Source organism: Pseudooceanicola sp. NS-SX9 (assembly GCF_057380705.1).
In genome coordinates this window covers 969,258-995,396 of sequence record NZ_CM170818.1, presented here as the reverse complement: position 1 = coordinate 995,396, position 26,139 = coordinate 969,258, and the positions used below count along the sequence as shown (strand labels likewise).

The window sequence follows — 26,139 nt, the reverse complement described above, 5'->3', positions numbered from 1 at the left end:
TCCTCGCGTTTCAGGTTGCAGGGGGCGTAAGGCCTTCCCCCCGCCCCGTCAAGCGCGCCCCGTGCCGCCCCGCATTTATCCGCGGGCCTTATTCCGCAGGCTGCGGCGCCGCCATCCGGGTAAAGATCGTCTCGTTTCCCGGGCCGGGGTGGCGCGGCACCATCAGCGCCGCCAGGAAGGAACACACAGCCAGCCCCGCCGCCAGGCCAAAGACCAGCCCCGGCGAATACAGCCAGATGTAGCCCAGCACCGCCGGCAGGAAGACCGCCGCGATGTGGTTGATCGTGAAGGCCACCGCCGAGGTCGGCCCGATGTCCTGCGGATCGGCGATCTTCTGGATATAGGTCTTCAGCGACATCGACAGCGCGAAGAGCACATTGTCGAGGATATAGAGCCCCGAGGCCAGCACCACGCCCCAGCCGAAATAGTAGATGCCGCCATACAGGCTGAAGACGCCGGTCAGCATCAGGTATTCGAACAGCAGCACCCGCCGTTCCCCGAAGGCCGCGACGCCCCGCCCGATCAGCGGCCCGGTGACCATGTTCAGCACCAGCGTGATCAGGAACAGAGATGTCACCTCGTGCACGTCGAAGCCGAAGCGTTCGACCATCATGAAGCCCGCGAAGACCACGAAGATCTGCCGCCGCGCCCCCGAGAAGAACTGCAGCAGGTAATACAGCCAGTAGCGCCGGCGCAGCACGATCCGGCGGCGCTGCGGATGCGGGGCCTCGAAATGCGGGAAGATCGCCAGCGCCAGCAGCGCGCAGAACGCCGCGAACCCGCCCGAAGCCAGAAAGACCATCGTGTAGGTCAGATGCAGCGGCTCCCACAGCACGACGATCAGCCCGTAGCACACCAGCGTCGCCCCGGCCCCTGCCCCCAGCAGCCGGCCCAGCATCTTCGGCGCCTCCTCGCGCGTCAGCCATTGCAGCTGCAGCGACTGGTTCACCGCCTCGTAGTAATGGAACCCGATCGAGCTGAGCATGGTGATCGTCAGGATGCCGCCCATGCTGGGGAAATACGCCGTGATCGCGGTCGACACGCCCAGCAGCAGCAGCGCCACCAGCCCCACCACCTGTTCGCGGATCAAAAGCACCAGCGCGATGACGCCCACCGACAGGAAACCGGGGATCTCGCGCACGGTATGCAGCCAGCCGATGTCATGGCCGTCAAAGCCCGCGGCCTCGATGACGAAGTTGTTCAGCAAAGCCTGCCAGGTGGCATAGGCAACGGGTTGGGCGGCGGCCGTCAGCAGCAGCAGCGCCGCAGGGCGACGCCAGACCGGCAGATGGGCAGCTTGGGAAAGGGGCATGATGCGTGTCATGATCATGCTTTATCCCGACCTCACGAAAACGCGACATGTTTTCTGCCTGCCGGAACGAACAACCCGCCGTGCATTTTCATGCCGGCGGGCTGCGTCTGGAACCGTTCTCCCCCTCATGAGGGCCCGAGGGGGACCGGGTCAGGGCGTGGGGCCGATCACTCGGCCGGGAAGACGGTGGCGAACTTGCCGCACCAGTCGTCCGATTTCACCAACGGCCACAGGCCACGGGTGTCGGGAGCGGACTGGTTCACCGGCGGGTTGGCACGGCACAGGCCGGCTGCCGACAGTTCCGCGGTGCTGTTCGAATGGTGGTCTTCGTAGAAGGCGCAGGCTTTGCAGGTCGCGGACATGGGGCGCTCCTTGATTGTGAAGTGTCTCAAATGCGGGCGGGCTGGATCGGTGGCCGGTGGCTGCCTGTCTGGCTGGCGTCGCTTGGATCTGAATATGGCGCGCGCGCCTTGGGGTTTCAAGAACTTTTTTAAATAAAATCAAATACTTGACTGTTTTTCTAGACTAATTCCAACCAAGCGAAACAGTCGGAAAAAGCCAAACCCCTGCAAAGACAGGGGTTGGCGTTTTCCCTCGGAAACGGTCGGATTTGGGCGGATCAGAAGAAGGTCTGCGGATCGATGTCGATCGACAGGCGCAGCCCGCGCGGCAGGGTGACACCGGCGATCCAGTCCGCAACCGCACGTTGCAGCATGACGCCCTTGGGCGCCTTCACCAGCAGCCGCACCCGGTGCCAGCCGCGAATCCGTGCGATGGGCGCCTGGGCCGGGCCATAGACCATCGCCCCCGCGGCGCGGATCGGCCCGTCGGCGCGTGCCAGCGCATTGCCCGCCGCCATCGCCTCGCCCTCGCGCTCCGAGGCCAGGATGATCCCCGCCATCCGGCCAAAGGGCGGCATCCCCGCCTGTTCGCGCGCGGCGGCCTCGGCGTTCCAGAAATCCTCCTCGTCGCCCGACAGGATGGCGCGGATCACCGGGTGTTCGGGCTGGAAGGTCTGCATCAACGCCTCGCCGGGGCGGTCGGCGCGCCCTGCCCGCCCCGCCACCTGGCGCATCAGCTGAAAGGTCTTCTCGGCCGCGCGCATGTCGGATCCGTGCAGCCCCAGATCGGCGTCGATCACCCCCACCAGCGTCAGCAGCGGAAAGTTGTGCCCCTTGGCCACCAGCTGGGTGCCGATCACGATGTCCGCCCCGCCCGAGGCAATGGTCTCGACCGCCTGTTTCAGCGCCCGCGCCGAGGTGAACAGATCCGACGACAGCGTCGCGATGCGCGCATCGGGGAACACCGCCTGGGCTTCCTCGGTCAGGCGTTCGACACCGGGGCCGATGGCCGCCAGCTTGCCCTCGACCCCGCAATGGGGGCAGGCCTCGGGGATGGGCTGTTCGTCGCCGCACTGGTGGCAGACCAGCCGTTTCAGAAAGCGGTGTTCGACCAGCCGGGCGTCGCAATGGCTGCATTCCAGCTGCTTGCCGCAGGCCCGGCACAGCGTCACCGGGGCATAGCCGCGCCGGTTCAGGAACAAGAGCGCCTGTTCGCCCGCCTCGACCCGGGCGCGCACCGCATCCTGCAGCCTGGGCGAGATCCAGGTGCCCGCCAGCATGTCCTCGGCGCGCATGTCGATGGCGCGCATCTCGGGCAGGACGGCAGTGCCGAAGCGTTCCACCAGATCGAGGCGCCGGTACTTGCCCGCCTGAGCGTTCACCCAGCTTTCCAGACTGGGCGTGGCCGAGGCCAGCACCACCTGCGCCCCCGCGATCGAGGCCCGCAGCACCGCCATGTCGCGGGCATTGTAAAGAACCCCGTCCTCCTGCTTGTAGGAACTGTCGTGTTCCTCGTCCACGACCACCAGACCCATGTCGCGGAACGGCAGGAACAGCGCCGAACGGGCGCCCACCACCAGCTGCGCCTCGCCGGTGGCGACCATCTTCCAGGTGCGGCGGCGTTCCGTCATGGTGACGCCGGAATGCCATTCGGCGGGCTTCGCGCCAAAGCGCTTTTGCACCCGGGTCAGGAATTCCGCCGACAAGGCGATCTCGGGCAGCAGCACCAGCGCCTGACGGCCCTGTTTCAGGCATTCGGCCACGGCTTCCAGATAGACCTCGGTCTTGCCGGATCCGGTGATGCCGCGCAGCAGCGTGGTGCCGTAGCGCCCCGAACGCACCCCCTCGCGCAGGCTTTCGGCGGCACTGATCTGCCCCCCCGCCAGCGGCTTGCCCGGCAGATCGGGGTCCAGATGCGGGAAGGGCAGATCGCGGGGCGTCGTTTCCTCGATCACCACGCCCTGCTGCACCAGCCCCTTGACGACCGAGGCCGACACGCCCGCGGTATCCGACAGCTCCTTCAGGGTGAAGGCCAGACCGCCGTAGTCCTTCAGCACCTCAAGGACGCGGGTGCGGGCATCGGTCAGCCGGTCCGGTTCGGCCTGCCCCAGCCGGTAGATCCTGCGCATCGAGGGCGGGTCCGACAGCCCCGGCACCCGGGTCGCCAGCCGCATCATCGCGGTCATCGGCGTCAGGGTGTAATCGCCCATCTTCTCAAGGAAACTGCGCATTTCGGCGCGCATCGGCGGCACGTCGAAGACCTTGACGATGTGGCGCGCCTTCTTCAGGTCGAAGCCGCCCAGCCCCGGCCCCCAGACCACGCCCAGCACCTGGCGCGGCCCCAGCGGCACCTGCACGTAGGCGCCAAGGTAACAGCCGCCTTCGGGGGCGCGATAGTCCAGCGTGCGGTCGATGGGCTGCGCGGTCTGCACCGCAACAAGGGTGCCTTCGGGATAGTGGTCGGGCAGATCTGCCAAATGCCTCTCCGCGTCGGATCGGGGTTTCGGAGCGCCACTCTATCGGCTAAATCGGGGCAGGAAAACGCTAACGCTATCATCCGCCCCGGAGGCCCCCATGAAATTCTTCGTCGATACCGCCGACGTCGCCGCCATCGCCGAGCTGAACGAGCTGGGCATGGTCGATGGCGTGACCACCAACCCCACTCTGATCAAGAAGTCGGGCCGCGACATCCTGGAAGTGATCAAGGAAATCTGCGAGCTGGTCGAGGGCCCGGTTTCGGCCGAGGTGGTCGCCACCGAAGCCCAGCAGATGATCGCCGAGGGCCGCAAGCTGGCCGAGATCGCGCCGAACATCGCCGTCAAGGTGCCGCTGACCTGGGACGGGCTGAAGGCCTGCAAGGTCCTGTCGGACGAGGGCAAGATGGTCAACGTGACGCTGTGCTTCAGCGCCAACCAGGCACTGCTGGCCGCCAAGGCCGGTGCGACCTTCATCAGCCCCTTCATCGGGCGCCTGGATGACATCAACCTGGACGGCATGCAGCTGATCGAGGACATCCGCACCGTCTACGACAACTACAACTTCGAGACCGAGATCCTGGCGGCCTCGATCCGCACCGCGAACCACGTCGCCGAAAGCGCCCGCATCGGCGCCGACGTGATCACCGCGCCGCCCTCGGTCATCAAGGCGCTGGCCAGCCACCCGCTGACCGACAAGGGCCTTGAGGCCTTCCTGAAGGACATCGCCGACGCCGGCATCAAGATCCTCTGATCCGGCCCTGAGCGCGCCCCGCGCGCGACCAGGACACACCCGAAGCCCCGTTTGCGGTTTTTTCCGGAAAATCGCTGCGGGGCTTCCTCGTTTTCTGTTACTGTATGGAAAAACATACATATCCATACAGAGGCAGAGAGAGCAGAATGCCCGGACTGGACAGTACCCTGCGCGAAAAGATCATCGCGCAGCCCGACGTGATCCTCGAGGACACCGCCCTGATGGAAATCCTGATCGCCGCCAATGCGCAGGCGATGGGATCGAACGTGGTGGACCTGCGCGGCATCGCCATGGCCCGGCTGGAGGAACGCCTCGACCGGCTGGAAGACACCCACAAGACGGTCATCGCCACCGCCTACGACAACCTTGCGGGCACCAACCAGATCCACCGCGCGGTGCTGCGGCTGCTGGATGCCGAGAAATTCGACGATTTCCTGCGCGACCTGGGCGGCGAGGTTTCGGACATCCTGGGCGTGGACCGGCTGCGGCTGGTGCTGGAAACCGCGCAGGAACAGGACGATCCGGTGCTGGAACGCTTCGGCCATCTGCTGGCCATCGTCGATCCGGGCGCCGTGGCGCATTACATGGAGGCCGGGCGCACCGGCACGCCGCGCAGCGTCATCCTGCGTCGCACCGATGGCTATGCGCCCGACTACTTCTATGGCCCGCAGGCGCCGCAGATCGCCTCCGAGGCCTGCCTGCGGCTGGATTTCGGCCCCGGCCGCCTGCCCGGGATGCTGCTGCTGGGCTCGGAAGAGGCCGACCAGTTCACCGCCCAGCACGCCACCGACCTGCTGGCCTTCTTCGCCGGTGTCTTCGAACGCGCCATGCGGCGCTGGCTGGCATGAGCCTGGCACTGTCGGAGGCCGCGCGCGACGCGATGGGGCGCTGGCTGGACGGGCTGGCCAGCGTGCTGGACCGATCCGACCGCACGATCGAGGCCTACCGGGCCGATCTGGTGGAATTCCTGACCTTCATCACCCTGCACAAGGGCGAAAGCCAGGGGCTGGGCGCCATTGCCTCGGTCGATGTGGCCGACATGCGCAGCTGGATGGCGAACCAGCGCGCCCGCGGCGTCAGCGCGCGGTCGCTGGCGCGCAGGCTTTCGTCGGTCAAGAGCTTCTATCGCTGGCTGGCCGAACGCGAAGGCTTTGATCCGACCGCCGTGCTGTCGACCCGCAGCCCCCGTTTCCAGCGCAAGCTGCCCCGCCCCCTCTCCGAGGTCGACGCGGCAAGGATGCTGGAACAGGTGGGCGAACAGGATGACCGCGCCTGGGTTTCCGCCCGCGATACCGCCGTGGTGACGCTGCTTTACGGCTGCGGGCTGCGGATTTCCGAGGCGCTCTCGATCACCGCGGATGACCTGCCGCTGGGCAGCAGCCTGCGCATCCACGGCAAGGGCAAGAAGGAACGCGTGGTCCCGGTGATCGCGCCCGCCCGCCAGGCGGTGGAAACCTATCTGGAGCTTTGCCCCCACCCGATGGAATCCGGCCAGCCGATCTTTCGCGGCATCAAGGGCGGTCCGCTGGGCCCGGGCGGCATCCAGAAGGCCATGGCTGCGGCGCGCGCCCAGATGGGCCTGCCCTCGACCGCGACACCGCACGCGCTGCGGCACTCTTTCGCCACCCATCTGCTGAACGCCGGAGGCGACCTGCGCGCCATCCAGGAGCTGCTGGGTCACGCCAGCCTTGCCACCACCCAGACCTATACGGCTGTGGATCAGGCACGGCTGATGGAAGTCTACCGAAAGGCGCATCCGCGTGGCTGAACTCCCCTCAGGGATCTTGCCGCCCCGCCTTTCTCATGCCTAGGTTGCACAATGAAAATAGAGCGTATCCGAGCCCTCTCCGTCCATCTGCTGACGGCGACGGGGGCCATCTTCTCCATGCTGGCGATCATCGCCGCAGCCCAGCAGCACTGGGAAGGCATGTACCTGTGGCTGGTTGTGGCCTTCGCCGTCGATGGGCTTGACGGCCCCCTGGCCCGCAAGTTCGATGTGCAGAAACATGCCGCCGAGATCGACGGCGTGCTGCTGGACCTGATCATCGACTATCTGACCTATGTCTTCATCCCCGCCTATGCCCTCTACCAGTCGGGGCTGCTGCCGGGCTGGTGGGGCTGGTTCGGCGTGCTGCTGATCGCCTTCGCCTCGTCGATCTATTTCGCCGACACCCGGATGAAGACCGCCGACAAAAGCTTTTCCGGCTTCCCGGGCTGCTGGAACATGGTCGTGCTGGTCTTCTTCGCGGTGCAGCCCGCGCCCGCAACCATGGTCCTGATGATCGCGCTGCTGACCATCGCCATGTTCGTGCCGCTGAAGTTCATCCACCCCGTGCGCACCAAGCGCTGGCGCAAGCTGTCGCTGCCGATGGCGGGGATCTGGGTGCTGCTGGCGCTCTGGGCGACGCTGACCAGGTTCAACCTGCCGGGCGTGGCCGAGGTGCTGCTGATCATCGTCAGCCTCTACCTGCTGTTCGTGGGCATCGCCCAGCAGATCATCCCCGACCGCCGCGCCTGACACCGCGCGCATGCCCATGCAAAAGGCCGCCCCCGGGGCGGCCTTTATCGTTTCGGCGCCGTTACAGTGCCGCCAGGACCTCGGTGATGGAGGTGCCGATCAGCGCCAGGCATTCGGGGCTCGAGAACCGGTGATCCGCGCCCTTGACCAGCCGCAGCTGGATGTCCGGCCCCTCGGCCCGCTCCATCAGCCGCAGCGCCACCGACAGCGCCACATCGGCATCCGCCGTGCCGTGCAGGAAGCGCACCGGGAAGCCCAGCGGGATCGGATCGCGCAGCAGCAGGTGGCTGCGGCCGTCCTCGATCAGGCGTTTCGTGATGATATAGGGTTCGCCATAGTCCGACGGCAGGGCGACCTGCCCCGAGGCCAGTTCGGCCCGCTGGGCCGCGTCAAAGCTGGCCCACATGCTGTCCTCGGTGAAATCGGGCGCCGCGGCGATGGTCACCAGACCCGCCACCTTCGCCCCCAGCCGCTGCGTCATCAGCAACGAGATCCACCCGCCCATGGACGAGCCCACAAGGATCTGCGGCCCCTCGGTCAGCGCGCTGATCAGCGCCTGGGCGTCCTCGGCCCAGTCACCGATGCAGCCCGCCGTGAAAGGTTCCGAGCTTTCGCCATGCCCGGAATAGTCAAAGCGCAGGAACGCCAGCCCCTGCGCTTTGCACCAGTCTTCCAGCCAGACCGCCTTGGTGCCGCCCATGTCGGACTTGAAGCCCCCCAGGAACACCACCCCGGGTCGGCCATCCCCCGCGCCCGTGCTTTGGTGATAGGCCAGGCTGCGGCCCTGCGGCGAGGTAAAGCGGTCGGTCATGGGGGTCTCCTGTGCGATGCGGCCCCTGCTGCTTGGCACGGGCCGCCCGCAGGCGCAACATCACTGGCCCTTGATCACGGGCGCCAGATCATTGGTCCCAGATCATTGGCCCTCGGCAGCCCTTTCGGCCGAGTACAGCGTCGAGGCCATCACCGCCCCCAGCAGCGACAGCGCCGCCAGGGCGACCAGCGCGACCTCGGGGGCCAGCATCACCAGAACCGCACCCAGGGCACCGATCAGGCACAGCGCAATGCCGACCGAGATATTGGCGATCACCGCGTAATTGCCCAGGAAGTCCTTCGGCGCCATGCCGACCAGGTAGATGCCGCGGGCCTGGGCCTCGCCGTGATAGGCCAGCATCAGGGCGAACAGGATCACCGGAGCCGTCCATGCCAGCGAATTCGGGGCCAGCACCGCCACCGCGACCATGGCCGCCATGCTCAGCGCCCCCAGCAGACCGGCCATCCCCAGCACCAGACGGGCCGAACGATCGGCCAGCCGCGCCCAGGCATAGGGCCCCAGCAGCGCCGCCGCCGCCGCCGACAGCAGCATCGCCCCCAGCACCTGCAGCGTGCCTTCGCCCTGCCGCGTCGCCAGCATCACCAGGAATGGCGGCGCCAGCGTGGTCGAGGCCAGCAGCCCGCGCACCACGATGAAGCGCCGCAGCAGCCAGTCCTCGCCCCAGATCCGGCGGAAGTCGATGCCCAGGGGCTCGCCCTCTTCGCTGGGTGCCTCTTCAAGACCGGCGAAGGTCACCGCGGCCAGGATCGAAAGCAGCCCCGACAGGCCGACACCCAGCCCGATCGCCAGGCGGTCTTCCAACAGGCCGGTCATCAGGATCCCGGCAAAGACCGCCACCGCGATCGTCCACAGCGGCCCCACCGTGCCACGCCGCACGCCGCGCCCCTGCTTTTCCTGGACCTCGTTGAAGGACACGACGCAGGCGGCGCGCGCGATTGCCAGCAGCAGCAGCGCCAGGCAGATTGCCCCGCCCGCCATCCAGCCGTCCAGCGCGACCCCGCTGGCCGCGATGGCCAGCGTCGTCACGCCCTGCACGACCGATCCGGCCACCCACATCCACTTGCGGCGCGCCAGGCGCTCCATCAGGTTGGCCATGCCGTTTTGCGGCAGCAGCGACCCGGCCTCGCGGATCGGGACCAGCGCGCCGATCATCCAGCCCGGCGCCCCCAGCCCGGTCAGCAGCCAGCTGAGCACCAGCTTGGGCTCCAGCAGGCTGTCGCTGATCCGGCTCATCGACAGGGCCGCGACAAGCTTCGCGTGGTTGCGATCTTCGGTTTGAGAATACGATTTACCGCCCGAAACCTGACCGACGGGTACAGGTTTCGATGCGTAGTTGTCAGCTACGGACATAGGCCACACCGCCTTGACTAGTTACACTGCTTCAACCAATTAACGCATTGCACAAAACCCGCAACCGGGCGTTCCGTGGGCGCCAAACCGACGAGAAGGACCTATGTCATTGATTACCCTCACTTTCCCCGACGGCAGTCAGCGAAAATTCGCCGAAGGGATCACCTGCGCTGATGTCGCAGCCGAGATTTCCAGTTCACTTGCCAAAAAAAGCATCAGCGCGACGGTCAATGGACAGCACTGGGACCTGCAATGGCCCCTGACCGAGGACGCCACCGTCGAGATTCACACGATGAAAGACGATGCGCAGGCCTATGAGCTGATTCGCCACGACCTTGCGCATATTATGGCACGCGCGGTGCAGGCGATCTGGCCGGACGTGAAGGTCACCATCGGTCCGGTCCGCGACAAGGGCTGGTTCTACGATTTCGACCGCGCAGAACCCTTCACCCCCGAGGATCTGGGCGCCATCGAGGCGAAGATGAAGGAAATCATCAACGCCAACGATCCCGTCCGCACCGAGGTCTGGTCGCGCGAGGATGCGCTGCGCTACTACGAAGAACGCGGCGAACCCTACAAGATCGAGCTTGTCAACCGCATTCCCGGGGATGAGCCTTTGCGCATGTACTGGCACGGCGACTGGCAGGATCTGTGCCGCGGCCCGCACCTGCAAAGCACCGGCCAGGTGCCCGCCGATGCCTTCAAGCTGACCCATGTGGCCGGCGCCTACTGGCTGGGTGATTCCACCCGCCCGATGCTGCAGCGCATCTACGGCGTGGCCTTCAAGAACCGTCAGGAACTGAAGGCCTGGGAAACCATGATGGAGGAGGCCGCCAAGCGCGACCACCGCAAGCTGGGCCGCGAGATGGCGCTGTTCCACATGCAGGAGGAAGCGCCCGGTCAGGTCTTCTGGCATCCGAACGGCTGGACCATCTACACCACGCTGCAGGACTACATGCGCCGCAAGCAGCGCCGCGGCGGCTATGTCGAGGTCAACACCCCCCAGGTGGTGAACCGCAAGCTGTGGGAAGCCTCGGGGCACTGGGGCAACTACCGCGAGAACATGTTCATCGTCGAAGTGGACGAGGATCATGCCCGCGAGAAAACCATCAACGCGCTGAAGCCGATGAACTGCCCCTGCCACGTGCAGGTGTTCAACCAGGGCCTGAAGTCCTACCGCGACCTGCCGCTGCGCATGGCCGAATTCGGGTCCTGCAACCGCTATGAGCCCTCGGGCGCGCTGCACGGCATCATGCGGGTGCGCGGCTTCACCCAGGATGACGCACATATCTTCTGCACCTTCGAGCAGATCGAGGAAGAGACCAAGACCTTCATCGCCTTCCTGGCCGAAATCTACGCCGATCTGGGCTTTACCGACTGGACGATCAAGCTGTCGACCCGCCCCGAAAAGCGCGTGGGCAGCGAGGAAAGCTGGGACCGGATGGAGGCCGCGCTTGGCAATGCCTGCCACGCGGCGGGCTACGACTACGAGATCCTCGAGGGCGAAGGCGCCTTCTACGCACCCAAGCTGGAATTCACGCTGACCGACGCGATCGGCCGCGAATGGCAATGCGGCACGCTGCAGGTGGACCCGAACCTGCCCGAGCGCCTGGGCGCGGGCTACATCGGCCAGGACGGCGAAAAGCACATGCCGATCATGCTGCACCGCGCCGTGCTGGGCAGCTTCGAGCGCTTCATCGGCATCCTGATCGAGAACTCGGAAGGCAAGCTGCCGGTGTGGCTGGCGCCGCGCCAGGTGGTCGTCGCGGCCATCGTCTCGGATGCCGATGACTACTGCCTTGAGGTCGTCGAGGCGCTGAAGGCCCGGGGCGTGCGCGCCGAGGCCGACCTGCGCAACGAGAAGATCAACTACAAGGTCCGCGAACATTCCGTCGGCAAGGTGCCCTATATCCTGGCCTGCGGCATGAAAGAGGTCGAGGACCGCACCGTCAGCACCCGTCGCCTGGGCGAGAAGCAGACGAAGACCCAGACCCTGGACGAGATCGTCGCCCAGCTGGCGCTGGAGGCCACGGCCCCCGACCTGCTGTAAGATGAGGGCTCCGGTGATCGTGCATTGCGACTGGAGCCTGCATCCGAGGAAACGCTGGATGACGGCCGCCCTGCCAAGGGGCGGCCGTTACCTTTTGGGCGCCCCGGAACCGGTGGGCGACACCGCGACGCTGCTGGCGCGGATGCGGGGCTGCGGCCCGCTGCTGCTGGGGTTCGACTTTCCCATCGGCCTTCCAGCCGCCTATGGCGCCCGGACGGGCTTTGCGGATTTCCCCTCGGCGCTGGCGGGGTTCGGGTCGGGGGACTGGGCGGACTGGTTCTCCGTCTGCCGCGACAGGTCGCAGATTTCCCTGCGCCGCCCCTTCTATCCCCACGCGCCGGGCGGGCGGAAACGCGACCACTTGGCGGCCGGCCTGGACATGCCCGACTTTGACGCCCTGCTGCGGCTTTGCGACCGCAGGACCCCCACCCGCGCCGCCGCCTGCGCCCTGTTCTGGACGCTGGGCGGCAACCAGGTGGGCAAGGGCGCGATCACCGGCTGGCAGGAGGTGCTGCAGCCGAACCTGCCGCGCCTCGGCCTCTGGCCCTTTCAGGGCCGCCTGCACGACCTGCTGGCCCGTCATGATACAGTGGTGGCCGAAACCTACCCCGCCGAAGCCTATGCCCGCATCGGCATCACCAAGACCCGCCGGTGGAGCAAGCGGAACCGGGACCACCGCCGCCCCCATGCCAGCGGCCCGTTGCTGGGCTGGATCGCCCGGCGTGGCCACGCCATGACCCCGGCGCTGCGGGCCGGGATCGAGGCAGGTTTCGCCAGTGGCCCCGAGGGCGAGGACCAGTTCGACGCCCTTGCGGGCCTTTGCGCCATGCTGGACGTGGTGCAGGGCCATCTGCCCGAAGGCGCGCCCGACCTGGCGCAGGTCCACCGCTGGGAAGGCTGGATCCTGGGCCAGCAACCCTAGACGCCCTGATGCACTGGCGCTGGCGGGCGGTCCCCCGATGTCAGGATCTGCGGCGCCATCCCTGTGGCCGTCCGGCGGTACGCCAAAGGCTGCGCGCAGGTCCGGCCCCGCCCTGCAGGCAGAGGCCGGCATCCCATCCGCAGCCCCGTGACAGCGGACAGCCCAGCCTAGCCCAGCGTCATCAGCACCGCCCCCGCGCCGACCAGCGCGACGCCGATCCAGCCGGTGGTGGACAGATGTTCCCCAAGGAAGACCACGCCGAAGATCGCCACCAGCACGACGCTCAGCTTGTCGACCGGCGCCACCTGAGAGGCCTGCCCCATCTGCAGCGCCCGGTAATAGCAGACCCACGACGCCCCCGTCGCCAGCCCCGACAGCACCAGAAACAGCGCGCTGCGCGGCGGGATCGTGCGCAGGGGCTCGAATTTGCGGGTCACCGCCAGGATCACGCCCAGCACCACCAGCACCACGCAGGTCCGCAGGAAGGTCGCATAGTCGCTGTCGATGCGGCTGACGCCGATCTTGCCGAAGACTGCCGTCAGCGCCGCGAAGACCGCCGCCAGAATAGCCCAGAGTTGCCAGCTTGCCGCCAGTGCCGCCATGAGGATGAGGTCTCCCTTGTGTCGAAAGCACCCTAGCCCGCCAGCCCCGCCCCTACCAGCGCAGGACCCGCGCGCCCGCCAATGCGCCAATGCCCGTGGCGATCAGGATGCCTGCCGAATACCAGACGCTGTAGAACAGCGGTGAATCCTCGGTGCAGAAGGTCGAGTAGACCACGGTGGCCAGCGCCGCCGCCGCCAGCCCCGCCCAGGCGCCGCAGCGGGCCGGATGCTCGGGCGCGCCCCGGCGCAGCGCCAGCAGCAGCGCCACCAGCATCGGCAGCGACAGCGCGGTGATCGCCGGCATGCAGACCGGGATCGAATGGCCCATGAACAGGCCAAAGCGCAGGATCGGATCGGTCGTGGCATAAGCCGCCACGAACAGCGCCACGGCGGCCAACGGAATTACCCAGATCATCCGCCCCATCGCCCGGGGCCGCGCCCCCGGCCGGGCCGCCCGCCGCGCCAGCACCAGCGCCATCGGCGCCAGCACCAGCGGCAACGCGGTCTTGGCGGCCACCACCGGCGCCTGCACCACCTGCCACAGGTCGGGCCGCGGCCCCAGCACCGCGAAATACCCCGCCACCGAGACCATCAGCCCCAGCACCAGAAAAGGCGTCAGGCGCGCCTCGACACCGCCCTCGGCCGGGACGGGCTGCTGTGCCAGCCGGGCAATCAGGTCATCTGTCTTCATCACGTCCATCCTTCGGCAAATGCCCCGGCGCCACCAGCGCCCGCAGCCGCCCCATCGCCCGGTGATAGGCCACCCGCACCGCGCCCTCGCTTAGCCCCAGACGCGCGCCGACCTCTCCGGCGGTCTCGCCCTCAAGGCCCACCGCCCGCACGATCCCGGCCGAGCGGCTGTCGATGCCGTCCAGCAGCCGCCCCAGGTCGCGCGCCGCCGTCACGTCGCCCGCCCGGTCGTCCGCCAGGTGATCGGCGTGATCCTCCAGCGGTTCGGCCGGGGCGCGGCGGCGGCGGCGCACCGCATCCGCCGCCTTGTAGCGCGCGATGGCATATAGCCAGGGCGTCACGGGCATGTCTTCCTGCCAGGTGTGGCGCTTGGCATGCAGGCCCAGCAGAACCTCCTGGACGATATCCTCGACCGCGGCATCATCGCCGCGGGCACGGGACCGGGCGATGGTGCGGATGACCGGCGTGGCCTCGGTCAGGAAGCGCGCATAGGCCGCCTGGTCACCGCGCCGCGCGCGGCGCAGCAAGTCGCCCCAATGCATGTGCCTGTCCGTCATCCTGCCCCTCCGTTCGCTGCAGAATGGCAAAACGTTACACCCAAGCCGAGGAAATTCTGCCCCCCGATCACCAGTTCGTGAGCGGCGTAACGAAGGGACCTGCCGCCGCGAAGGGACAGGCATCGGGACGCCATGACGGCGCCCGCAACCCCCCGGGAGGATCCCATGACCAAGACCACCACCGCCCTGACCCTGGCCACCGCCCTTGCCGCCGCCCTGACCGCCCAGGCCGTCCCCGCTGCCGCCGCCGGGCAGGAGAAATGCTTTGGCGTCGCCATGGCCGGCAAGAACGACTGCGCGGCCGGCCCCGGCACCACCTGCGCCGGGACCTCGAAGGTCGATTACCAGGGCAATTCCTGGAGCTTCGTCGAAGAGGGCAAGTGCACGATGATCAAGCTGCCCGCGGCCGCCGACGGCACGCCGCGCATGGGCTCTCTGAGCGCGCTGGAGCGTGACCTGCCGATGAAGTGACGCCCCCCGGGCGCGCCCGGTGCGCGCCCGGCCCAACCCGGAGAGCCCCATGTTCGACGCCCCACTTCCCCGCCTGCCGCTGGCCGCAGGCACCGGCTTCAAGCCGCAGCATTTCGAGGCCCTGATGCAGGACCCCGGCCCCGTCCGCTGGCTGGAGATCCACGCCGAGAACTACATGGGCGCCGGCGGCCGCCCCCGTGCGCAGCTGGCGGCCCTTGCCGAACGCTTTGCCCTGTCAGTGCATGGCGTGGGCCTGTCGATCGGCGGTGCGGCGCCGCTGGACGCCGAACATCTGCACCGCCTGAGACAGCTCTGCGACGGGCTGCGGCCCGCCAGTTTTTCCGAACACCTGGCCTGGTCGACCCACGAAGGCGCCTTCCTGAACGACCTGCTGCCGCTGCCCTATACCGCGCGCACCCTTGCCCGGGTCTGTGATCACATCGACGAGGTGCAGCAGACCCTGGGCCGTCGGATGCTGCTGGAAAACCCCTCGTCCTACCTGGCGTTCTCGGAAAGCGAGATGCCCGAGAACGCCTTTCTGACCGAGGTCGCCCGCCGCACCGGCTGCGGGCTGCTGCTGGATGTGAACAACGTCTTCGTCTCGGCCACGAACCTTGGCCATGACCCCCGCGCCTATGTCGAGGCCCTACCCCTGTCGCTGGTGGCCGAGATCCACCTGGGCGGCCATGACACCGACCAAGACGAGGCCGGCCGGCCGCTGCTGATCGACAGCCACGGCTGCCCGGTGGCCGATCCCGTCTGGGCGCTGCTGGACCACGTGCTGGCGCTGTCGGGGCCGCGCCCGGTGCTGATCGAATGGGACACCGACGTGCCCGACTGGCCGGTCCTGCGCGCCGAGGCCACCCGCGCCACCCGCGCGCTGGAGGCCGTGCGATGACCGAAGCCGCCTTCCTGGACGCCCTGCGCGATCCCGACGCGCCGCTGCCCGCCGGGCTGCACGACGGCCGCGGCCGGCCCGCGCCGCGGCGCTTTGCCGTCTATCGCAACAACGTCGCCGTCTCGCTGAGCGAAGCGGTGATCGCGGGGTTCCCAACGCTGGGGGCGCTGCTGGGCGCGGGCAGCCTGCAGCGGCTGGCCCGGATGTTCATCGCAGCACATCCGCCGCGATCCCCCCTGCTGGTGCAATATGGCGCGGCCCTGCCCGGTTTCATCGCCGGGATCGAGGCGCTGGCGCCGATGGGCTATCTGCCCGATGTCGCGCGGCTGGACCTGGCGCTGCGCCGCGCCTACCACGCCGCCGATGCCCCGCCGCTGAGCGCCGATGCGCTGGCGCTGCTGCCGCAGGACGCGCTGCCGCAGCTGCGGCTGGGGCTTGCGCCCGCGGTGCAGGTGATCCGCTCGGACTGGCCGCTGCACGGGATCTGGCAGCTGGCGCATCACGATGGCCCGCCCCCCGGTGCCGGGCCCCAGGACGTGCTGATCGCCCGCCCCGGCTACGATCCCCTGTGCGAGGCCCTGGCGCCGGGCGATGCGGCCTTCCTGGCGGCCCTGCGGCACGGCCAGACCGCCGGAACCGCCCTGGACGCCGCCCTGTCCGAAGCCCCTGCCTTTGACCTGCCCCGCCTGCTGGGCCGCCTTCTGTCCTTGCAGGCCCTGACCGCCCCGGAGGACGCATGACCGATCCGACACGCCGCCTTGCCCGGCTGCCCCTTGCCCGGCTGGCCCCAACCCTTCTGGCCCCCTTCCGGCAGACGCCGGACCGTCTGGACTCGCTGCTGCCCCTGCTGGCACGGCTGCTGTTTGCCGCCATCCTGCTGAGGTATTTCTGGACCTCGGCGCTGACCAAGCTGGGGCCTGCGCCCTGGCAGCCCTCGGCCGGGGCCTGGGCGCAGATCTTCCCCCGCGCCTTCGAGGCCGCAGGCTATGACCCCGACCGCATGGGCCTGCTGGCGCGGCTGGTGGTGCTGGCGGGCACGGGCGCGGAATTCACCCTGCCGGCGCTGCTGGTGCTGGGGCTGCTGACCCGCCCCGCAGCCCTGGCGATGACCGGCTTTGTCGCGGTGCAGACCCTGACCGATCTTTTCGGCCATGGCCTGATCCACCAGCCCGACACCGTCGGCCGCTGGTTCGACCGCGCCCCCGACGGGCTGATCGCCGATCAGCGCGCGCTTTGGGTCTTCCTGCTGCTGGTGCTGGCGGTGAAGGGCGCCGGTCCGCTGTCGCTGGACCGGCTGACCTTCAGAAATGCGCCTTTTCCTCGTCCGGGCGTCCGGCCGCCAGCGCCATGACGCCCGCCGCCCCGATGAAGGCCATCGGGAACAGGGTAAAGAAATTCACCCCGTAGCCCAGGTAGAACCCCACCGCCGAGGCCAGCATCAGCAGACCGCCCCACAGCGCGCGGGCGCGGCTCATGCCGGCGCCGGCCAGCGCCAGGATCGGCACCACCAGCGCCGTCAGACGCACCCGGTCCGGGTCCTGGACCTGCAGGAACAGCCCGTCGACCTCGCCCCAGGTGGAAATCGCCGCCGTGTAGCCATAGGCCCCCAGCCCCACCACCAGCGCCATCAGCCCGCCGATCAGCCCCAGTATCATTGCCGCGTTGCGCATTGCCTCTCCTCCGGCTCAGCCCAGAAGCTTTGCCTGCACGTCCTTTCCCCATCCCAGATAGAGCGCATCCCCCGCTTCGATAAGGGGCCGCTTCATCAACAGCGGATGATCGCGCAACAGCGTCAGCATGTCCTTTTCACGCTCGGCCTCGGGCAATCCCCGCCATGTGGTCGAGCGCGTATTCATAAGCGCATTGCCGAATGTTTCGGCAGCGCGGCGCAGAACGTCTTCCGGCAGGCCATCGTTCCGAATATCGAAAAGATCAGATTCAGGAAGATCTTTCAGTGCCTTGCGGCAGGTGTCGCAGGTCTTGATTCCGTAGACGCGCATGGGTGCCCCCTTTCGTGGCCAATCGCTCAAATGCTGTGCTGTGGTGCAGCATGAAACGTGTTTTGCTTGCTTTTTACAGAGGCAATGCAATCCTTGAAGGGTCGCAGGGCGTTTACGCACCGTAAGTTCCGGAACAGGGGCGCCGTGCAGCGAAGGCCTCGTTTGCGGGGCGGGAACGGCAAGAGGAGAGACGGAATGCCTGTAGGCACCGTAAAATGGTTCAATACGACGAAGGGCTACGGGTTCATCGAACCCGAGGAGGGCGGCAAGGACGTTTTCGTCCATATCTCCGCGGTGGAACGTTCCGGGCTGACGGGGCTCGCGGACAACCAGAAGGTCGGCTACGAGCTGACCGAAGGCCGTGACGGTCGCAAGATGGCGGGCGATCTGAAACTTCTCTGATAGCCTGTTCCACGACATTTCGAAATGCCAGAACCAACCCGGGGACCGCGGTTTCCGGGTTCTCCTGTCGGGGTATTATCCCCAGATGCGCTGCACCAGTGCCACGCCCGCCGCGGCCGAGATCCCGGTCAGCAGCGTGCCCCAGCCCAGGTCGATGGCGACCATCAGCGGCGACCAGGCCCTGAGGGTGGCGTAGTTGGTGAATTCATAGGTGCCATAGGCCAGCGCGCCCAGCAGCGCGCCGTTCAGCAAGGCCCGCATCGCCCCCCCCTGCGCCAGCGCCGGCACCGAGACGAACCACAACAGCGCCCCCACGTAGAACAGGTAGAACAGCGCCGCCGGCCCCATCCGCGGCGTGTCGAGCAGCTGCTCCGCCAGCCGGGTCTCGAACAGCGGCCGCATCACGGTCTTCAGCATCACGGCATCAAGGCCCAGGAAGACGACGGCGGTGACAAGGTAAAGCGTGACGGTCTGCATGGGGCCTCCGGGCGATATCCACCGGGGAATACGTCCCCCGGAGCCCGGTGGATCAGTCGTTCAATGCTTCAGTACTTTGATGCCGTGGCCAGGATACGCTCGCGAAAGTCGAACATGTCGTCCAGCGTCGCGATTTCCATGCGCTCCTCGGCATCGCCGGCGTTGTTGCAGAAAGGCGGCCTGAGACGTGAGTGCCCCTTTCCCGTTCAGGCTCAGGCCACGCGAACAACCTCGGCGGTGCCGAGCGCGTTGAAGCGATTGATAAGAGCGACGCGGATGTGGATTTCGGCGGTTTGGCGATCGGGGTCCCTTGCAGCGATGCGCTCGCCGAAGGACTTGATGCAGCGCATCTTGGCCTCCACGCGGCTGCGAGCGTGGTATCCGGTCCACCGTTTCCAGAACGCCCGGCCGTAGTGACGTGTGGCGCGCAGGGGTTCGTTGCGCGCCTTGGCAGCCGGGCAGTCCTCTTTCCAAGCCCGACCGTTCCTTCGGATCGGTATGATTGCCGAGCCGCCGCGTGCGATGATGGCGCTGTGACATCGGCGGGTATCGTAGGCGCCATCCGCAGTCACGGTGCCGATGTCCTCGTCCTCGGGGATCTGGCCCAACAGGTCTGGCAGGATGGGGCTGTCGCCTTCCCGGCTGGGGGTGAACTCAACGGCCCGGATATCCGAAGTGGTAGTGTCCATTGCCAGATGCACCTTGCGCCATTGGCGACGACCCTGAACACCATGCTTGCGGGCCTGCCATTCGCCGTCGCCAAGAAACTTGATGCCGGTGCTGTCCACCAGCAGATTCAGCGGCCCGTCGGCACGACGATAGGGGATCTGCACCTTGAGGGTCTTCTGCCTACGGCACAGCGTCGAGTAGTCGGGAATGGGCCAGTCCAGTCCTGCGAGCCGCAGGAGGCTCGCGACCATCCCGGCTGTCTGTCTGAGCGGCAGTTTGAACAGCACCTTGATCGACAGGCAGAACTGGATCGCGGCATCCAAGAAAACTGGCGGGCGCCCTGGGCGTCCCTCATGCGGCGCGTGCCAGGCCATCTCCTTGTTCAGCCAGATCAGCAGTGACCCGCGCTTCCTGAGCGCATCGTTGTAGGTAGACCAGTTTGTCGTGTGGTAGCGGGCGGGCTTGGGCTTGCTCATGCAGCGCGTCTAACCGCATGGATTCCCGATGTGAATCCTTCACCGGCTGAGTTCTGCAACAACGCCCACGGCATCGGCGGTGAACTCGGGCACCACCTCGGCGGGATTGAAGACGTCGTACCCAAGCGCCTGAAGGAACGGCAGGATGACGGAGGTCTTCACTGCCTCCTCCGTCTGTATCGTTTCCGAGTAATCCTCGACGCGCTTTGCCAGCGCCCGCATCGACATTTCCAAGTTGGACATGACCACCCCCTTTTCCACCATGAGGCGAATTAGGGTGGCCGCTGTCAAGGAATTCCGATTACGAGAGCACGCCCTGGAATTCGCGCCATTCGCGTTTGCTCATGCCGCAGTTTTCCTCGGTCACCTCTTCGCCCGCCAGCATCCGGCGCAGGCAGTCGACCATCTGCGCCGACATGGTGACCGCGCCCAGGCGGTAATCTTCGAAGGCCTTGTAGGCGAAGGGCACCCAGTCGGCGACCAGCTTGCACATCGCCTCGGCGTAGACGCGGATTTCGTATTGCGCATGGGCATCGGCGCGCAGGCGCAGGAAATGCAGCAGGTTGTGCAGATCCACCTTCCAGTACCACTGGGTGTAGATGTTCGCCGGCAGGTTCATCCGCGCCAGTTCGCGCGCCAGACCCTGCTGGCCATCCTGGCTGATCATGTCCTGGTAATGGTCGTAGGCGCGCATGGAATCGGCCTTCAGCAACTCCAGCACGCGGGCGGCTTCGGCGCCTTCCAGCAGCTCTCCGCGGCCCTGGTTGTTGATCTGCGACTGCGCCGCCAGGTTTTCCGGCGCGGGGATATAGAATTCCCGGTCCAGGATCGAATAGCGGGCCGAGTATTCGTTGACGTTCGCCGTGCGGTGGCGGATCCACTGGCGCGCCACGAAGACCGGCAGCTTGACGTGCAGCTTCAGCTCGCACATCTCGAACGGGGTCGAGTGCCAGTGCCGCATCAGGTAGCGGATCAGCCCCTCGTCATTCTGCACCGACTTGGTGCCGCGCCCATAGGACACCCGCGCCGCCTGGCAGATCGCGGCGTCGTCGCCCATGTAGTCGATGACCCGCACGAAACCGTGGTCCAGCACCGGATAGGCCTTGTAGAGATGCGCCTCCATGCCGGGAACGGTCGCCCGCAGGGTCTGCTGGGGGGCCGAGCGCAGCTCGGCGATCTCGGCCTGTTGGTCGGGGGACAGGGGCATGGGGGGTCCTCTCGGAAGATCTGGTTCGGTCTCTCCTTTACAACCACGGGGGCGGGCTTTCATCCCCTTCCGGGGACGGTCCACGCGATTTCTGCATCGGCCCCCGGAAGATGGGGGATCGACATGCGGCACGGGGCTGCTACCCTTTCCCGCAACAGGGGTCCGCGCCGCCGGCACGGGCCCGCCGGAAGGAAGGACGACGTGATGACTTTGCGCTACCTGCACACCATGGTCCGGGTGAAGGACCTTGAGGCCTCGATGGCCTTCTATGCCCTGCTGGGCCTGAAGGAGACCCGCCGGATCGACCACGAGGGCGGCCGTTTCACCCTGGTCTTCATGGCCCCCGAGGGCCAGCCCGAATGCCCGATCGAACTGACCTACAACTGGGACGGCGACGCGGGGCTGCCGTCGGACAGCCGACATTTCGGCCACCTGGCCTATGCGGTCGACGACATCTACGCCACCTGCCAGGCGCTGATGGAGGCGGGCGTGACGATCAACCGGCCGCCGCGCGACGGTCACATGGCCTTCGTGCGCTCGCCCGACAATGTCTCGATCGAGCTGCTGCAGGCCGGAGACTCTCTGCCGCCGCAGGAGCCCTGGGCCAGCATGGAAAATACCGGGCATTGGTGAGGGGCGGCCTCCGTGGCGCCTTCGCGGCGCTGACGGGGGCGCTGGCCCTCGGGCTGGGCCTGCCGGCGCAGGCCCAGGACCAGACCTGCCGTCTGGCGCTGCTGCTGGCGATGGATGTCTCGGCCTCGGTCGATGCGCAGGAATACCAGCTGCAGCGCGACGGCACGGCGGCGGCGCTGATGGATCCGGACGTGCGCCGGGCGATCCTGGAGGGCAGCGGGCCGGTGGCCCTGGGGGCCTATGAATGGAGCGGCCGGCAGCAGCAGGCGGTGATCCTGCCCTGGATCCTGATCGACAGCCCCGCGGCGCTGGATGCCGCGGTGGCGACCATCGCCCGCAGCCACCGGGTGAACGTGGGCTTTCCGACCGCCGCAGGCTATGGCCTGGGCTATGGCGCGGGGATGATGCAACAGGCGCCGCCCTGCCTGCGCAAGGTCATCGACGTCTCGGGCGACGGCATCAACAACGAGGGCTTCGGGCCACAGCTGGCCTACCAGAACTTTCCCTTTGACGACATCACGGTGAATGGGCTGGCGATCCTGGGCCCGGACCAGGGCGTGCTGCATTTCTACCAGACCGAGGTCCGCCATGGCCCCGGTGCCTTCGTCGAGATCGCCCAGGGGTTCGAGGACTTCCTGCGCGCCATGACGATGAAGCTGTATCGGGAAACCAACGACATGCAGCTGGGAGCCCTGCCCCAGCGCCCCGAGGATGCCGGCTGACGGGTGACAGAGCCAGGTGCGGATGCGACTGCAAGGCGGCCGGGCAAGGTCTGCCGCCGAACCGCCCGGCAGGTTTTGGCGCGCCCCGGACCGACGTGCCGACGTGCCGACGTGCCGACGTGCCGACGTGCCGACGTGCCGACGTGCCGACGTGCCGACGTGCCGACGTGCCGACGTGCCGACGTGCCGACGTGCCGACGTGCCGACGTGCCGACGTGCCGACGTGCCGACGTGCCGACGTGCCGACGTGCCGACGTGCCGACGTGCCGACGTGCCGACGTGCCGACGTGCCGACGTGCCGACGTGCCGACGTGCCGACGTGCCGACGTGCCGACGTGCCGACGTGCCGACGTGCCGACGTGCCGACGTGCCGACGTGCCGACGTGCCGACGTGCCGACGTGCCGACGTGCCGACGTGCCGACGTGCCGACGTGCCGACGTGCCGACGTGCCGACGTGCCGACGTGCCGACGTGCCGACGTGCCGACGTGCCGACGTGCCGACGTGCCGACGTGCCGACGTGCCGACGTGCCGACGTGCCGACGTGCCGACGTGCCGACGTGCCGACGTGCCGACGTGCCGACGTGCCGACGTGCCGACGTGCCGACGTGCCGACGAAAAGTGTCCCAAGCATCTATCTGACGGCAAGGGCAAAATACAGCTTCCAGCCCAGCCAGGCAGCACGCCCCTTTCAAACCGACTTTAAACACGGGGATCACACCCTCGCCCCAGCCCGGGCGGCGGCGCCCGGAACGACTGGCGTTTTTGCACCCGATGAATGCATGATGCCAGCCGCGCGCCAGCTGGCACGACCCGCGCGAAGAACAGCACGGAAACCGCCGGCTGCGCGACAGCCCCCTCGACCAGCCCAAGGCCTTGGCGGGAAAGCTTGGCCCCGGCCTGTAAGGACGCCCTCCCGCCCGGCCTCCCCCGGTTGGTCGACGCATCCGCCCAGTGTTAAAACTGTCCTGTCGGCCAATCCACAGGACCTGACCTCAGAAAACTGCCTCCCAGGGCTCACCCAATCACCGGGCGAGGTCCGGTCCGCCATCAGGCCACCCGTCCGTTTGCCAGCACCGCACGCTTTCCAGCCACCAACCACCGGGTCAGATGGCCTCCGCGTCCCGCACCCGGAACCCGCGACAGGCACTAGATCACCCGCCCCGGGGGCGGCCCGGTCAGTAGATGTAGCGGATCTGGTCGCTCCAGAAACGTTCAACCCGACGCAGCACCGAAGTGACATCGGCCAGACCGTGCAGATCCAGCACGTCGCGGCCCTGCAGCCCTTCCGCATGGCGGGCAAACAGCCCCGAAACCACGCCGCGGATCTCGCGTCCCTTGGGCGTCAGCCGCACCCGGACCGAGCGGCGGTCGATCTCGCAGCGCTCATGGTGCATGTAGCCCATCTCGACCAGCTTCTTCAGGTTGTAGCTGACATTGCTGCCCTGGTAATAGCCGCGCGACTTCAGTTCGCCCGCGGTCACCTCGTTCTCGCCGATGTTGAACAGCAGCAGCGCCTGAACCGCATTGATTTCCAGCACACCGACGCGTTCGAATTCATCCTTGATGACATCCAGAAGCAGCCTGTGCAGCCGCTCGACCAGCGCCAGCGCATCTAGATAGCCTGCCATGAACTCTTCCGGCGCGGCCTTGGCACCGATGGCTCTCTGAATGCTCATCCCGTTCTCCGTCCATTCCTTGATGGACCGGAGAATTGAGCCAAATTCCCGAAAATCAGGTTAATTCCAAATGGATAGATCGTCCCTGTGGTTAACGGCCCCGTTAATCACAACGGGACCGTATGGAGGATCACTCCAGCGCGCGGTCATTGACCTCGGCGATGCGGGTGATCATCGGCGCCAGCGCGGCGGGCGGCTGCTGCTGCCCCGAGACCCACTGGTACAGGTCCTGGTCATTGTTCGACAGCACGGCGTCGTAAAGGTCCAGCTCGGCATCCGTCAGTTTTTCCATCTCGAGCGCCGCGAAGCGCATCAGGATGATGTCCATCTCCTTGATGCCACGGCGCATCGACCGCATGTGCAGACGTTTCAGGCGGACGGGGCGGGCTTCGCCGGTGGGGATAGGTTCACTCATTCTGGGGCTCCTTGAGGGCACTTCTCAGGCGCTTCTCCAATAGCGCCAGCCGGTCCGCCATGCCAGCCATCTGGGTGCGGATCTGGCGCATTTCCTGCAATGCCGCAAGAACGCCGGGATCGGGCGCGGGGCTGTCGTCATCGGGGGGGGCGACGCCCTCGCCCTCGCCGGTCAGCAGCCAGGGCAGCGACACCCCCAGCATTCCCGACAGCATCTGCAACCGGTTGGCGCGGGGTTCGGCCAGGTCTTCCTCCCAGCCGCGCAGGGTGCCCAGCTTGACCCCCAGCCGCTTGGCCAGCTGGCCCTGGGTCATGCCCGCAGCCAAGCGCGCGGCCTCGATGCGGTCTCCGAAGGTGGCACTTTCGGCACTGTACCAGTCATCCGTCATGGGGCAATCCTTTCGCGGCTCCGATCCGCCTTGCGACGTCCTTGGGTCAAGCCTAAGACGGTCCGCGTGAAATGACAAACCAAGGACCCGGTCCCATGGCTTTCCTCTCTGACACGCTGGCCCGTGTGAAACCCTCTCCGACGATCATGATGACCACCAAGGCGCAGGAGCTGAAGGCCCAGGGCCGTGACGTCATCGGCCTGAGCGCGGGTGAACCCGACTTCGACACCCCCGACAACATCAAGGCCGCGGCCATCGCCGCGATCGAGGCGGGCAAGACGAAATACACCGCCCCCGACGGGATGCCCGAACTGAAACAGGCGATCTGCGCCAAGTTCGCCCGTGACAACGGCCTGAGCTACAAGCCCAGCCAGGTCACCGTCGGCACCGGCGGCAAGCAGGTCCTTTACAATGCGCTGATGGCGACTCTGAACCCCGGCGACGAGGTCATCGTGCCCGCGCCCTACTGGGTCAGCTACCCCGACATGGTGCTGCTGGCAGGCGGCACCCCCGTCACCGTCGAGGCGGGCCTGGAAACCGGTTTCCGCCTGACCCCCGAGGCGCTTGAGGCCGCGATCACGCCGAAGACCAAGTGGCTGATCTTCAACAGCCCCTCGAACCCCACCGGTGCGGGCTACAGCTGGGACCAGCTGAAGGCGCTGACCGACGTGCTGCTGCGCCATCCGCATGTCTACATCCTGTCGGATGACATGTACGAACACCTGGCCTATGGCGACTTCAAGTTCTGCACGCCCGCGCAGGTCGAACCGGCGCTTTATGACCGCACGCTGACGGTCAACGGCGTGTCGAAGGCCTATGCGATGACCGGCTGGCGGATCGGCTATGCGGCGGGCCCGGAAAACCTGATCGGCGCGATGCGCAAGATCCAGTCGCAATCGACCTCGAACCCCTGCACGATCTCGCAATGGGCCTCGGTCGAGGCGCTGAACGGCACGCAGGACTTCATCGCGCCCAACAACGAACTGTTCGTGCGCCGCCGCGATCTGGTCGTGTCGATGCTGAACGAGATCGAGGGCGTCACCTGCCCCGTCCCCGATGGCGCCTTCTACGTCTACCCCTCGATCGCGGGGCTGATCGGCAAGACCTCGGCTGCGGGCACGCTGATCGACAATGACGCGACCTTCGCCACCGCCCTGCTGGAAGAGCAGAACGTAGCCGTGGTCTTCGGCGAGGCCTTCGGCCTGTCGCCCTACTTCCGCATCTCCTACGCCACCTCCGAGGAAATCCTGACGGAAGCCTGCAAGCGCATTCAGGAATTCTGCAAGGGTTTGAAGTAAGAC

General features: G+C 67.1%; 31 protein-coding genes. 14 read left to right on the top strand and 17 right to left on the bottom strand.

Annotated features, from left to right (window positions below; all coding sequences use genetic code 11):
* Window positions 1–88: 88 nt before the first annotated feature.
* From AC2ITM_RS04790 to AC2ITM_RS04780, 3 genes are all read right to left on the bottom strand, one after another.
* Window positions 89–1,324, bottom strand: a complete 1,236-nt coding sequence (locus AC2ITM_RS04790) for an MFS transporter (protein WP_486469390.1) — start codon at window positions 1,322–1,324, stop codon at window positions 89–91.
* Between the two features lie 155 nt (window positions 1,325–1,479).
* Window positions 1,480–1,674, bottom strand: a complete 195-nt coding sequence (locus tag AC2ITM_RS04785; RefSeq protein ID WP_486468684.1) for a hypothetical protein — start codon at window positions 1,672–1,674, stop codon at window positions 1,480–1,482.
* A gap of 257 nt (window positions 1,675–1,931) precedes the next feature.
* A complete protein-coding gene (locus AC2ITM_RS04780; RefSeq protein ID WP_486468683.1) occupies window positions 1,932–4,130 on the bottom strand; it encodes a primosomal protein N' in 2,199 nt (732 codons plus the stop codon).
* A 97-nt stretch (window positions 4,131–4,227) separates the two neighbouring features.
* Here AC2ITM_RS04780 and fsa point away from each other — a divergent pair, with 97 nt between their 5' ends.
* The 4 genes from fsa to AC2ITM_RS04760 all read left to right on the top strand — a co-directional run bounded on the left by fsa (window position 4,228) and on the right by AC2ITM_RS04760 (window position 7,399).
* Window positions 4,228–4,881 (top strand): fructose-6-phosphate aldolase, encoded by a 654-nt coding sequence (fsa, locus tag AC2ITM_RS04775; protein ID WP_486468682.1) that lies wholly within the window; start codon window positions 4,228–4,230, stop codon window positions 4,879–4,881.
* A gap of 146 nt (window positions 4,882–5,027) precedes the next feature.
* On the top strand, window positions 5,028–5,729 hold the full coding sequence (locus tag AC2ITM_RS04770) for a DUF484 family protein (protein ID WP_486468681.1): 702 nt from the start codon (window positions 5,028–5,030) through the stop codon (window positions 5,727–5,729).
* Window positions 5,726–6,649 carry a tyrosine recombinase XerC gene (locus tag AC2ITM_RS04765; protein WP_486468680.1) on the top strand — a complete coding sequence of 308 codons (924 nt, stop codon included), beginning with the start codon at window positions 5,726–5,728 and terminating at the stop codon, window positions 6,647–6,649. The genes AC2ITM_RS04770 and AC2ITM_RS04765 overlap by 4 nt, the downstream gene beginning before the upstream one ends.
* 51 nt (window positions 6,650–6,700) lie before the next feature.
* A complete protein-coding gene (locus AC2ITM_RS04760; RefSeq protein ID WP_486468679.1) occupies window positions 6,701–7,399 on the top strand; it encodes a CDP-alcohol phosphatidyltransferase family protein in 699 nt (232 codons plus the stop codon).
* Window positions 7,400–7,460: 61 nt separating this feature from the next.
* Here AC2ITM_RS04760 and AC2ITM_RS04755 read toward each other — a convergent pair whose 3' ends face one another.
* Together AC2ITM_RS04755 and AC2ITM_RS04750 are read right to left on the bottom strand one after the other, a co-directional pair.
* A complete protein-coding gene (locus tag AC2ITM_RS04755) occupies window positions 7,461–8,210 on the bottom strand; it encodes an alpha/beta hydrolase (RefSeq protein ID WP_486468678.1) in 750 nt (249 codons plus the stop codon).
* Window positions 8,211–8,312: 102 nt separating this feature from the next.
* On the bottom strand, window positions 8,313–9,464 hold the full coding sequence (locus AC2ITM_RS04750) for an MFS transporter (protein WP_486468677.1): 1,152 nt from the start codon (window positions 9,462–9,464) through the stop codon (window positions 8,313–8,315).
* A gap of 220 nt (window positions 9,465–9,684) precedes the next feature.
* Between AC2ITM_RS04750 and thrS the strand changes: the two genes are divergently transcribed.
* Both thrS and AC2ITM_RS04740 read left to right on the top strand, forming a co-directional pair.
* A complete protein-coding gene (gene thrS, locus AC2ITM_RS04745; protein ID WP_486468676.1) occupies window positions 9,685–11,631 on the top strand; it encodes a threonine--tRNA ligase in 1,947 nt (648 codons plus the stop codon).
* Between the two features lie 13 nt (window positions 11,632–11,644).
* Window positions 11,645–12,553, top strand: coding sequence for a DUF429 domain-containing protein (locus AC2ITM_RS04740; protein WP_486468675.1), 909 nt, complete (start codon window positions 11,645–11,647; stop codon window positions 12,551–12,553).
* 167 nt (window positions 12,554–12,720) lie between these two features.
* Here AC2ITM_RS04740 and AC2ITM_RS04735 read toward each other — a convergent pair whose 3' ends face one another.
* Genes AC2ITM_RS04735 through AC2ITM_RS04725 form a run of 3 tightly spaced genes read right to left on the bottom strand, consistent with a single transcriptional unit; the run spans window position 12,721 to window position 14,402 of the window.
* A complete protein-coding gene (locus AC2ITM_RS04735) occupies window positions 12,721–13,155 on the bottom strand; it encodes an EamA family transporter (protein ID WP_486468674.1) in 435 nt (144 codons plus the stop codon).
* 52 nt (window positions 13,156–13,207) lie between these two features.
* Window positions 13,208–13,846 (bottom strand): NrsF family protein, encoded by a 639-nt coding sequence (locus tag AC2ITM_RS04730; protein WP_486468673.1) that lies wholly within the window; start codon window positions 13,844–13,846, stop codon window positions 13,208–13,210.
* A complete protein-coding gene (locus AC2ITM_RS04725) occupies window positions 13,833–14,402 on the bottom strand; it encodes a sigma-70 family RNA polymerase sigma factor (protein ID WP_486468672.1) in 570 nt (189 codons plus the stop codon). The genes AC2ITM_RS04730 and AC2ITM_RS04725 overlap by 14 nt, the downstream gene beginning before the upstream one ends.
* 165 nt (window positions 14,403–14,567) lie before the next feature.
* Between AC2ITM_RS04725 and AC2ITM_RS04720 the strand changes: the two genes are divergently transcribed.
* The 4 genes from AC2ITM_RS04720 to AC2ITM_RS04705 are packed head-to-tail and all read left to right on the top strand — an operon-like array spanning window position 14,568 to window position 17,122.
* Complete coding sequence (locus tag AC2ITM_RS04720; RefSeq protein WP_486468671.1) at window positions 14,568–14,873, top strand: BufA1 family periplasmic bufferin-type metallophore; 306 nt, start codon at window positions 14,568–14,570, stop codon at window positions 14,871–14,873.
* Window positions 14,874–14,922: 49 nt separating this feature from the next.
* On the top strand, window positions 14,923–15,771 hold the full coding sequence (gene bufB / locus AC2ITM_RS04715) for an MNIO family bufferin maturase (protein ID WP_486468670.1): 849 nt from the start codon (window positions 14,923–14,925) through the stop codon (window positions 15,769–15,771).
* On the top strand, window positions 15,768–16,511 hold the full coding sequence (locus tag AC2ITM_RS04710; RefSeq protein WP_486468669.1) for an HvfC/BufC family peptide modification chaperone: 744 nt from the start codon (window positions 15,768–15,770) through the stop codon (window positions 16,509–16,511). Before bufB ends, AC2ITM_RS04710 begins: the two co-directional genes overlap by 4 nt.
* Window positions 16,508–17,122, top strand: coding sequence for a DoxX family membrane protein (locus AC2ITM_RS04705; RefSeq protein WP_486468668.1), 615 nt, complete (start codon window positions 16,508–16,510; stop codon window positions 17,120–17,122). The genes AC2ITM_RS04710 and AC2ITM_RS04705 overlap by 4 nt, the downstream gene beginning before the upstream one ends.
* On the opposite strand, the gene AC2ITM_RS04700 is transcribed toward AC2ITM_RS04705, so the two are convergent.
* Entirely contained in the window at window positions 17,073–17,441 is a 369-nt protein-coding gene (locus tag AC2ITM_RS04700; protein WP_486468667.1) for a hypothetical protein, read from the bottom strand. The genes AC2ITM_RS04705 and AC2ITM_RS04700 overlap by 50 nt on opposite strands.
* Window positions 17,442–17,456: 15 nt before the next feature.
* Complete coding sequence (locus AC2ITM_RS04695) at window positions 17,457–17,771, bottom strand: arsenate reductase family protein (protein WP_486468666.1); 315 nt, start codon at window positions 17,769–17,771, stop codon at window positions 17,457–17,459.
* 195 nt (window positions 17,772–17,966) lie between these two features.
* On the opposite strand from AC2ITM_RS04695, the gene AC2ITM_RS04690 reads away from it, so the two are divergent.
* A complete protein-coding gene (locus AC2ITM_RS04690) occupies window positions 17,967–18,173 on the top strand; it encodes a cold-shock protein (protein ID WP_097145690.1) in 207 nt (68 codons plus the stop codon).
* 75 nt (window positions 18,174–18,248) lie between these two features.
* Here AC2ITM_RS04690 and AC2ITM_RS04685 read toward each other — a convergent pair whose 3' ends face one another.
* The 4 genes from AC2ITM_RS04685 to thyX all read right to left on the bottom strand — a co-directional run bounded on the left by AC2ITM_RS04685 (window position 18,249) and on the right by thyX (window position 21,002).
* A complete protein-coding gene (locus AC2ITM_RS04685) occupies window positions 18,249–18,650 on the bottom strand; it encodes a DUF2177 family protein (protein ID WP_486468665.1) in 402 nt (133 codons plus the stop codon).
* A gap of 212 nt (window positions 18,651–18,862) precedes the next feature.
* Complete coding sequence (locus AC2ITM_RS04680) at window positions 18,863–19,795, bottom strand: IS5 family transposase (RefSeq protein ID WP_486468664.1); 933 nt, start codon at window positions 19,793–19,795, stop codon at window positions 18,863–18,865.
* Between the two features lie 39 nt (window positions 19,796–19,834).
* A complete protein-coding gene (locus tag AC2ITM_RS04675; protein WP_486468663.1) occupies window positions 19,835–20,038 on the bottom strand; it encodes a type I restriction endonuclease in 204 nt (67 codons plus the stop codon).
* 58 nt (window positions 20,039–20,096) lie between these two features.
* Window positions 20,097–21,002: an FAD-dependent thymidylate synthase gene (thyX, locus tag AC2ITM_RS04670; RefSeq protein ID WP_486468662.1), complete on the bottom strand. Its 906-nt coding sequence runs from the start codon at window positions 21,000–21,002 to the stop codon at window positions 20,097–20,099.
* Between the two features lie 204 nt (window positions 21,003–21,206).
* Here thyX and AC2ITM_RS04665 point away from each other — a divergent pair, with 204 nt between their 5' ends.
* Together AC2ITM_RS04665 and AC2ITM_RS04660 are read left to right on the top strand one after the other, a co-directional pair.
* Window positions 21,207–21,635, top strand: coding sequence for a VOC family protein (locus tag AC2ITM_RS04665; RefSeq protein WP_486468661.1), 429 nt, complete (start codon window positions 21,207–21,209; stop codon window positions 21,633–21,635).
* On the top strand, window positions 21,629–22,357 hold the full coding sequence (locus AC2ITM_RS04660; RefSeq protein WP_486468660.1) for a DUF1194 domain-containing protein: 729 nt from the start codon (window positions 21,629–21,631) through the stop codon (window positions 22,355–22,357). The genes AC2ITM_RS04665 and AC2ITM_RS04660 overlap by 7 nt, the downstream gene beginning before the upstream one ends.
* Before the next feature lie 1,177 nt (window positions 22,358–23,534).
* Here the strand turns inward: AC2ITM_RS04660 and AC2ITM_RS04655 are convergent.
* The 3 genes from AC2ITM_RS04655 to AC2ITM_RS04645 form a co-directional block, all read right to left on the bottom strand.
* The gene (locus tag AC2ITM_RS04655; protein WP_486468659.1) at window positions 23,535–24,035 is read right to left on the bottom strand and encodes a MarR family winged helix-turn-helix transcriptional regulator; all 501 of its coding nucleotides are present in this window, start codon (window positions 24,033–24,035) and stop codon (window positions 23,535–23,537) included.
* A 130-nt stretch (window positions 24,036–24,165) separates the two neighbouring features.
* Window positions 24,166–24,450, bottom strand: coding sequence for a succinate dehydrogenase assembly factor 2 (locus AC2ITM_RS04650; protein WP_486468658.1), 285 nt, complete (start codon window positions 24,448–24,450; stop codon window positions 24,166–24,168).
* The gene (locus AC2ITM_RS04645) at window positions 24,443–24,838 is read right to left on the bottom strand and encodes a helix-turn-helix domain-containing protein (RefSeq protein WP_486468657.1); all 396 of its coding nucleotides are present in this window, start codon (window positions 24,836–24,838) and stop codon (window positions 24,443–24,445) included. Before AC2ITM_RS04645 ends, AC2ITM_RS04650 begins: the two co-directional genes overlap by 8 nt.
* A gap of 95 nt (window positions 24,839–24,933) precedes the next feature.
* Between AC2ITM_RS04645 and AC2ITM_RS04640 the strand changes: the two genes are divergently transcribed.
* Window positions 24,934–26,136: a pyridoxal phosphate-dependent aminotransferase gene (locus tag AC2ITM_RS04640; RefSeq protein ID WP_486468656.1), complete on the top strand. Its 1,203-nt coding sequence runs from the start codon at window positions 24,934–24,936 to the stop codon at window positions 26,134–26,136.
* Window positions 26,137–26,139 lie beyond the last annotated feature (3 nt).